The following is a 2,044-nucleotide window of genomic DNA, read 5'->3' on the forward strand; positions in this document are numbered from 1 at the left end:
CCTTTGATAAAGCTATGATGAGCCGAAAACCCTCTCTTCTCAATTAATACAATTTGGTCTCATGGGCGTTGATGTCGGACAGTTTGCAATGAAGGGGGGCGAGGATAATTGTCTGATTGCAGGCAGCGAGTGGGATCACTTTTTTCTTCATCAAATATGCCATTTTGCCTGAAATTTTGTGCAAACATGCCGTTATGAATCTTATACCACCCGGAAAAACGGAGTTTTTCGGAGACTCAAGCACCGCTTTGAAGGAATGGTCGAGCCGACATGGCACGGATATATGACATGCAGGCATTGATCTCAGGCCGCTTGATGACTGCCAGTTTGAGCCGGAAGGCAAGGGTGGACAGAACGCATCCCAAGCAGGCTCAACCGCACCCAGATCCTTGATGACTGGCTGGGCGGCCATGTCGTCGAACCTCCGACGAACATTCCGATGGCCACTTGGCCAGACGGAAGAAAAGGCCGCATTTCGGGACTGTCAAAAACAGCCGAGCGAAAGGGGCCAGCGTCACTTCACTGCGATGAGCGGACTCTTGCGTCGAACCGCACGATCGGGGCAACGTCCATGCTTTGCGTTTCTCCGGGCGACCTCGTCAATCCGGTGGCATGGCCATCGACTTGATTGGCCCTCTCTGTCTCAGGTGGAAGCTGATCAGCATCCCTGTGTTGCCACCCGCAGGGCCATGTCGCCAAGGCGGGCGTTCTGCAGCAATTCCTGCGCATAAGGATGGACAGGGTGATCGATGACCTGTGCCACAGGCCCCAGTTCAGCAACCGTGCCCTTTTCCAGCACCAGCACGCGGTCAGCGATATTGCGCACCAGTGCAAGGTCATGGGTGACGAAGATGATGGTCAGATTGCGCTCAGCTATCAGTTTTTTCAGCAGGTTGACAATGGCCGCCTGCACAGAAACGTCCAGTGCTGACGTAACCTCATCGCAGACAAGGATTTCAGGATTGCTAAGCAGCGCGCGGGCGATCGAGGTTCGCTGACGTTCGCCCCCTGACATTTCATCAGGAAAAAGCGCCATGGCTCTTGCCGGAAGCCCCACCATTTCAAGCGCCTTGATGCAGGCAGCTTCCTTCTCTGCGGCATTGCCCTTGTAAAACATGTCGTAAACCAGCCCGAGGATGGTTGCGACCGTGTGGCGGGGGTTGAGCGAGTTGAAGGGGCTCTGGAAGATATACTGAATTCTTTGCCGCTGTTCGGCCGTGCGCTTTCGCGCATTGGCATGAAGCGGCGTACCATGAAGTGACAGGCCTGGTCCTGCGCCTTCGATCAATCCGACAAGCGAGCGTGACAGCGTGCTCTTGCCCGAGCCGCTTTCGCCGACAATTGCCAAGCATTCACCGCGCAGGACATCAAACTCAAGCCCTTTCAGAACTTCAAATTGGCCATAGCGCACGCGGAAGTTGCGTACGCTCAAGACAGCTTCCCGGTTTTCCGGTTCAGGGTCTGGCAGGCGAATAGGGGCAGGCGTTGCGACCATGCCGGAGCGGTGACAGCTGACCTCATGCCGAGACTCACAAAGGGAAAGTTCTGGTTGATCGATCTGGCAGCGCGCATCGGCAATGGCACAGCGTGGGGCAAAGAAACATCCCTTTGGGCGTTCATTGGGGCGCGCCGGGCTGCCCGGCACAGCCACAAGCGCATTGCGCATTGAAAGTTCCGGCACGGCGCAGAGAAGAGCCTGGGTATAAGGATGATGCGGGCGGTTGAAAACATCTGCAACCGAGCCGATCTCGATCACACGGCCGGAATACATCACCATCAGGCGGTCTGCGAGAGTTGCGATCACTGACAGGTCATGGGTTACATGCAGGGCGGCTGTGCGGTAGTCGTTGCAGAGACGACGTACAACTTCAAGAATGCGGTTTTGTGTCGAGACATCAAGACCGGTCGTTGGTTCATCAAGCACGATCACGCTAGGTCGCAGAATGAAGGCCATGGCGATGCCTGTCCGACATCAACGCCCATGAGACCAAATTGTATTAATTGAGAAGAGAGGGTTTTCGGCTCATCATAGCTTTATCAAAGG

Annotated in this window: 2 protein-coding genes; both read right to left on the reverse strand. The window is 55.3% G+C overall.

Features of this window, described 5'->3' with window-relative positions; genetic code table 11:
* Window positions 1-43 precede the first annotated feature (43 nt).
* Entirely contained in the window at window positions 44-412 is a 369-nt protein-coding gene (locus tag ACFO1V_RS09495; protein ID WP_374834732.1) for a hypothetical protein, read from the reverse strand.
* 246 nt (window positions 413-658) lie between these two features.
* Complete coding sequence (locus tag ACFO1V_RS09500) at window positions 659-1,954, reverse strand: ABC transporter ATP-binding protein (protein WP_374834734.1); 1,296 nt, start codon at window positions 1,952-1,954, stop codon at window positions 659-661.
* Window positions 1,955-2,044 lie beyond the last annotated feature (90 nt).

The organism is Daeguia caeni, from assembly GCF_042653845.1.
GTDB lineage: Bacteria > Pseudomonadota > Alphaproteobacteria > Rhizobiales > Rhizobiaceae > Brucella > Brucella caeni.

What these genes read in the sequence shown, in the direction of transcription:
- ACFO1V_RS09495 (WP_374834732.1), bottom strand. Translation starts at nt 412, where the DNA reads ATGGCCGCCCAGCCAGTCATCAAGGATCTGGGTGCGGTTGAGCCTGCT.
- ACFO1V_RS09500 (WP_374834734.1), bottom strand. Translation starts at nt 1,954, where the DNA reads ATGGCCTTCATTCTGCGACCTAGCGTGATCGTGCTTGATGAACCAACG.